The sequence below is a fragment of the Streptomyces montanisoli genome, from assembly GCF_017813245.1.
In the GTDB taxonomy this organism is placed as follows: domain Bacteria; phylum Actinomycetota; class Actinomycetes; order Streptomycetales; family Streptomycetaceae; genus Streptomyces; species Streptomyces montanisoli.
Genome location: NZ_JAGIQL010000280.1, coordinates 1 through 4,671, shown reverse-complemented (window position 1 = coordinate 4,671; position 4,671 = coordinate 1). Strand labels below are relative to the sequence as shown.

Here is a 4,671-nt window from a genome sequence, read left to right as displayed (position 1 = left end):
GCCCTTCGCGGCGGGGCGCTCCGCGCGGTCGCCTCGGCGCTGGGGCCCGGGAACGCCCGCCCGGCCGGTGGGGCGGGGTCCGGAGGCCGCGGTGGACGCGGCCCCGCGCGTGTCCGCGTTCACGACCCGGCCCTCCCGTCGCGCGCCGCGTCCTGCGCGGGTGAGAGCAGGTCGGCGATGTCCCGCACGTGATGGCCCGCCATGGACGGCAGGCAGCTGCCGCGCACCGGCCGCACCGCGGACGACCAGCGCTCGGGGATGGCGCCGACCCCGCCGAGCGCGCCCGCGAGCGCGCCGGCGACCGCGGCGGTGGTGTCGGCGTCCCTGCCCATGTTGACGGCGCCCAGCACGGACCCGGCGAACTCACCGCCCACCAGGGCGAACGCGCCGAACGCCAGGCCCACTGCCTCGGGCGCCAGGTCCGTCCACGGATAGCCGCCGATCACCACCGAGGCCCTCAGCGCACGCTCACGGTCGAGCCGGGTCAGCGATCCGTCCAGCCTGAGGCGGCCCGCCGCGGTCACCGCGCGCCGCAGCGAGCGCGCGGTCCACGAGTCGTCCGGTACCACCGAGAGGGCGGCGGCGAGCACGGCCGGCACGCCGTCCCCGCCCATCGCGGCGGCGACACCCGCGGCGACGGCCTGCCCGCCGTAGATACCCTCGCCCTCGTGGCTCACCGTGCCGTCGATGGCGACGAGGCGCGCCGCCTCGACGGGCCGCCCGGCGGCGAACACGCCGAAGGGGGCCGCCCGCATCGCCAGGCCGTCGCTCCACGCGTGCCGGTGCTGTGCGGTGATCGGCGCGGCGAGGCCCCTGCGCAGGTTCTCCAGGGTGCCGCGCTCGCTGAACCCGGCGCCGCGGAAGGGGCCTTCGTTGCGGTCGGCGATCCAGGAGTGCCAGGCCGCCTCCACATCGCCGACGGTGAGCGCCGAGCCGTGGCGGGCGAGCAGCAGACCGGAGAAGATCGCGTACTCGGTGTCGTCCGTGCCCGCCGGGTCGTCCGAGACGAAGTCCTCGATGCGGCCCCAGCGCTCCCTGATCTGCGAGGGCTTCATGTTCTCGGCCGGCGCCCCGAGCGCGTCGCCCACCGCGAGACCGATGAGCGCGCCGCGCGCGCGGTCGCGGAGGCTGCCGGACGCGGGCGGTGGCTCGGGCGCCTCGCGGGTGGGCGGTGCCAGGGGCGGCGGGGAGCCGGGTGGCGGAGCCGGACGATGGGGAGTGGTGAGGGTGGGGGAGGCGGATGGGGCGCTCATACCGTGCCGTTCCTGGTGCGTGGTGCGTGGTGCGTTGTGCGTGGTGCGTGGTGCGTTGCGCGTCGTGCTCGGTGGTGCCTGGTGGTGTGTGCGGTGACCGGGCGGCCCGGAAGGGGGCCGCCCGGTCACCTGCCGGTCAGTTCCGGTAGCGCTCGAATATGCGGTTTCCGTCCCGTACGAGCTGCCCCCGCAGCCCGTCCAGGTCCGTGCCGCCGCTGTAGTACCGCTGGAGCGCGGGTGTGGCGATCTTGTCCTTCCACTCGGGGTAGCCCCGCATCCCGAGGACCGGCGACGCCGTCAGGTGCTGCGCCACGGCCACCCCCGTCGACCAGCCGTCCTTCGCCGTGTTGAGCGACGGGTCGTGCAGCGCGGCGTCGCCGGTGGGCACCAGCCAGTCGCCGCGTGCCAGCTGGACCAGGTGCGCCGTCTGCGTCATGAAGGCGATGAACGCGGCGGCCTCCTTCGGATGCGGACACGACTTCGCCACCGACAGGGTCTGCGGGCTGACGCCCTGCGCGCGGCCGCCGTCCGGCGCGCGTGTCCCCACGGGCAGGGGCAGCGTCACCCAGTCGAAGTGGTCGGGTGCCTGCTGCTGCACCTGCTGGCGGTAGGAGAAGCCCAGCGGCAGCATCGCGTACCGCCCGGCGAAGAAGCCGGGCAGCGTGTCGCCGCCGCCCATGCCCAGCGCGCTGGGAGAGGCCGTGCGGTCCGTACGGACCTGGCGGCGGATCAGCTCGGGAAACGCCGAGTCCGCCGCGCCGAGCCGCACCTCGGGTGTGCCGTCCTTCCGCCGGTACAGGATTCGGCCGCCCATGGACATCGACAGGTTGACCGTGGCGTTGACCGGCGACTTCATCGCCCAGGCCGTGCCGAACCGCTCCGCCCCGCCGGACCCGTGGTGGGTGAGCTCCTTGGCGACGTCCTCGAACTCGGCCCAGCTCCACGGCCGCTCTTCCGTGGGCAGCGCGATGCCCGCCCGGTCGAGCAGTGTCCTGTTGGCGATCAGCACCCACGGCTCCTGCAGGAACGGGACGCCGTACAGGCCGCCGCCGAAGCGGGAGGTGGCCCATGCCGAATCGGGGATCCGCCGCCGCAGGTCCGCCGGGATCAGATCCGTCAGGTCGGCGAGGTAGCCGCCGTACCCGAAGTCGGTGAGGTCGATGGCCTCGTCGTGGATGATGTCCGGCGCCGCGCCGCCCTCGAAGGAGGTGAGGAGCTGGTCGTGGACGTTGTCCCAACTGCCCTGCACGTAGCGCACATGGACCTCGGGATGGTTCTTGTTCCACTGCGCCACCAGTGCCTTGTTCGCGGCCATCGACTCCTTCTGCCAGGCGAGCGACAGGAAGTCGAGCGTCGGGACGCCCGACCCGTCACCGGACGCGCCGCAGCCGGTCAGCAGGGAGGAGGAGGCGGCGGCAGCGGCGGTCGCGGCCGCGCCGCCCAGGAGTGTGCGGCGGCGCATCAGCCCTTCACCGCCCCGGTCATCGCACCGCTCACCAGGCGCTTTTGGAGGAACGCGAAGAACAGCAGGCTCGGCAGTGTGGCCAGCACGGAGGCGGCGGCGAGCGGGCCGAGGTCGGCGGCGCCCTCGGCGCCGAGGAAGTGCGTGAGGATGACGGACATCGTCTGCTTCTCCGGGGACTTGAGCAGGACAAGGGCGAAGAAGAACTCGTTCCAGGCGGTGACGAAGGAGAACATCAGCGTCGCCACGAGCCCCGGCACCAGCAGGGGCAGGACCACACTGTGCAACGTGCGCAGCCGGCCGCACCCGTCGATCGACGCGGCCTCCTCCAGCGACATCGGCACCGCCTTGACGTACCCCTGGAGCATCCACAGCGCGAACGGCAGGTTCCACACCACGTAGACGATGATCAGGCCGGGGAGCGAGTCCACCAGGTGGAGGTTCTTCAGCACGAGGAACAGCGGGATGATGACCAGCACGAACGGGAACATCTGGCTGACGAGCACCCAGCCCGTGCCGAGCCGGCTGACGACCGACCTGAACCGCACCATCACATAGGCGGCCGGCACCGCGATCGTCACCGAGACCACCGCGGTGACGACGGACACCAGCAGGCTGTTCAGCGCGGAGCGCAGCAGCGGCTGCTCGTCGATCGCCGTGCGGAAGTTGGCGAGCGTCGGATGGCGCGGCAGCCACGTCGGGTCGACGGAGCCGAGCTCCTGCGGTGACTTGAACGCGGTCGACACCAGCCACAGCAGGGGAAAGGCGAGGAAGACCACGTAGCACAGCAGGGCGAGGTACTGGCCCGTCCTGCCGGCGAGGCGCCCGGCGGTGCGCCGCCGAGGCGGCCTCCGGCCGGCGCGTGCGTGGGGTGCGGCGGAGGTGTCCCGCGCGGGCGTGGCGGTGCTGCTCACTGGTCGGCCTCCTTGAGACGGTTGCGCAGGAACACGGTCAGCAGGACGGCGATCACGGCGATCATCACCAGGCCCATCGCCGCGGCGTAGCCGAACTGCCCGTACTGGAACGCCTCCTGGTAGGCGAAGAGGGTGGGCAGCCGGGTCTTGCCGCCGGGCCCGCCATTGGTGAGCACGTACACCAGGCCGAAGGAGTTGAAGTTCCAGATGAAGTCGAGGGCCGTGATGGACAGCACCACCGGCTTCATCGCGGGCCAGGTCACCGCGGTGAAGCGGCGCCACAGCCCGGCGCCGTCGAGCGCCGCCGCCTCGTGCAGGTCGGCCGGTACGTTCTGCAGGCCGGCCAGCAGTACCACGGTGGTCTGCGGCATCTTGGCCCACACGCCCACCACGATCACCGCGGGCAGCGCGAGGGTCAGGCTGGAGAGCCAGTCGGTGTGACCGGACGTCAGATGGAGGCTGCGCAGGGTGCTGTTGAGGATGCCCGCGTCCGGGTTGTAGACGAGCTGCCACATGATGCCGACGACGACCTCGGGCATCGCCCACGGCACCAGCGCCAGGGTGCGGGTCAGCCACCGGAAGCGCAGGTTCTGGTTGAGCAGCATCGCGAGGCCGAGCGAGAGCACGAACTGGATGGCCGTCACGCTGACCGCCCAGATGATGCCGATCTTGAACGAGTCCCAGAACAGCGAGTCGAGCCTGAGGTCGGCGAGGTTGCTCAGGCCGGTGAAGGACGTCGAACGGGTGACGCCGGACTGCGCGTCGGTGAATGCCAGCGCGAGCCCGTAGAGCAGCGGGCCGACGCTGAGGACGAGGACCGGGATCAGCGCGGGCAGCAGCAGGAACCAGGCGTCGCGTTCGAGGCCGAGCATCCTGCGCCGGCCGGCGGCGTCGCGCGGCTTCCGCAGCCGCGTGCCGTTCGGGGGGCGGGTGGCGAGGCCGGCGCTCATGTGGCGCTCCCCGCGCACGCGGCCGACGGGTCCACACCACGCGGTGCCACCCGTTCGGGCGGGGGCGCGGGCCGCGCCGGCGCCTGGCGCAC

At 72.8% G+C, this 4,671-nt stretch carries 4 protein-coding genes; all 4 read right to left on the bottom strand.

Features of this window, described 5'->3' with window-relative positions; translation table 11 throughout:
• Positions 1–119: 119 nt before the first annotated feature.
• Positions 120–1,253, bottom strand: a complete 1,134-nt coding sequence (locus JFN87_RS32085; RefSeq protein WP_209345878.1) for an ADP-ribosylglycohydrolase family protein — start codon at positions 1,251–1,253, stop codon at positions 120–122.
• Between the two features lie 136 nt (positions 1,254–1,389).
• A complete protein-coding gene (locus tag JFN87_RS32080) occupies positions 1,390–2,715 on the bottom strand; it encodes an ABC transporter substrate-binding protein (protein WP_209345876.1) in 1,326 nt (441 codons plus the stop codon).
• The gene (locus tag JFN87_RS32075) at positions 2,715–3,506 is read right to left on the bottom strand and encodes a carbohydrate ABC transporter permease (RefSeq protein ID WP_245182808.1); all 792 of its coding nucleotides are present in this window, start codon (positions 3,504–3,506) and stop codon (positions 2,715–2,717) included. The genes JFN87_RS32080 and JFN87_RS32075 overlap by 1 nt, the downstream gene beginning before the upstream one ends.
• Before the next feature lie 119 nt (positions 3,507–3,625).
• The gene (locus JFN87_RS32070; protein ID WP_209345872.1) at positions 3,626–4,579 is read right to left on the bottom strand and encodes a carbohydrate ABC transporter permease; all 954 of its coding nucleotides are present in this window, start codon (positions 4,577–4,579) and stop codon (positions 3,626–3,628) included.
• Positions 4,580–4,671: the final 92 nt, after the last annotated feature.

Bases quoted from the DNA above. Each gene is read 5' to 3' on its own strand.
- JFN87_RS32085 (WP_209345878.1), bottom strand. From the start codon at position 1,253: ATGAGCGCCCCATCCGCCTCCCCCACCCTCACCACTCCCCATCGTCCG.
- JFN87_RS32080 (WP_209345876.1), bottom strand. From the start codon at position 2,715: ATGCGCCGCCGCACACTCCTGGGCGGCGCGGCCGCGACCGCCGCTGCC.
- JFN87_RS32070 (WP_209345872.1), bottom strand. From the start codon at position 4,579: ATGAGCGCCGGCCTCGCCACCCGCCCCCCGAACGGCACGCGGCTGCGG.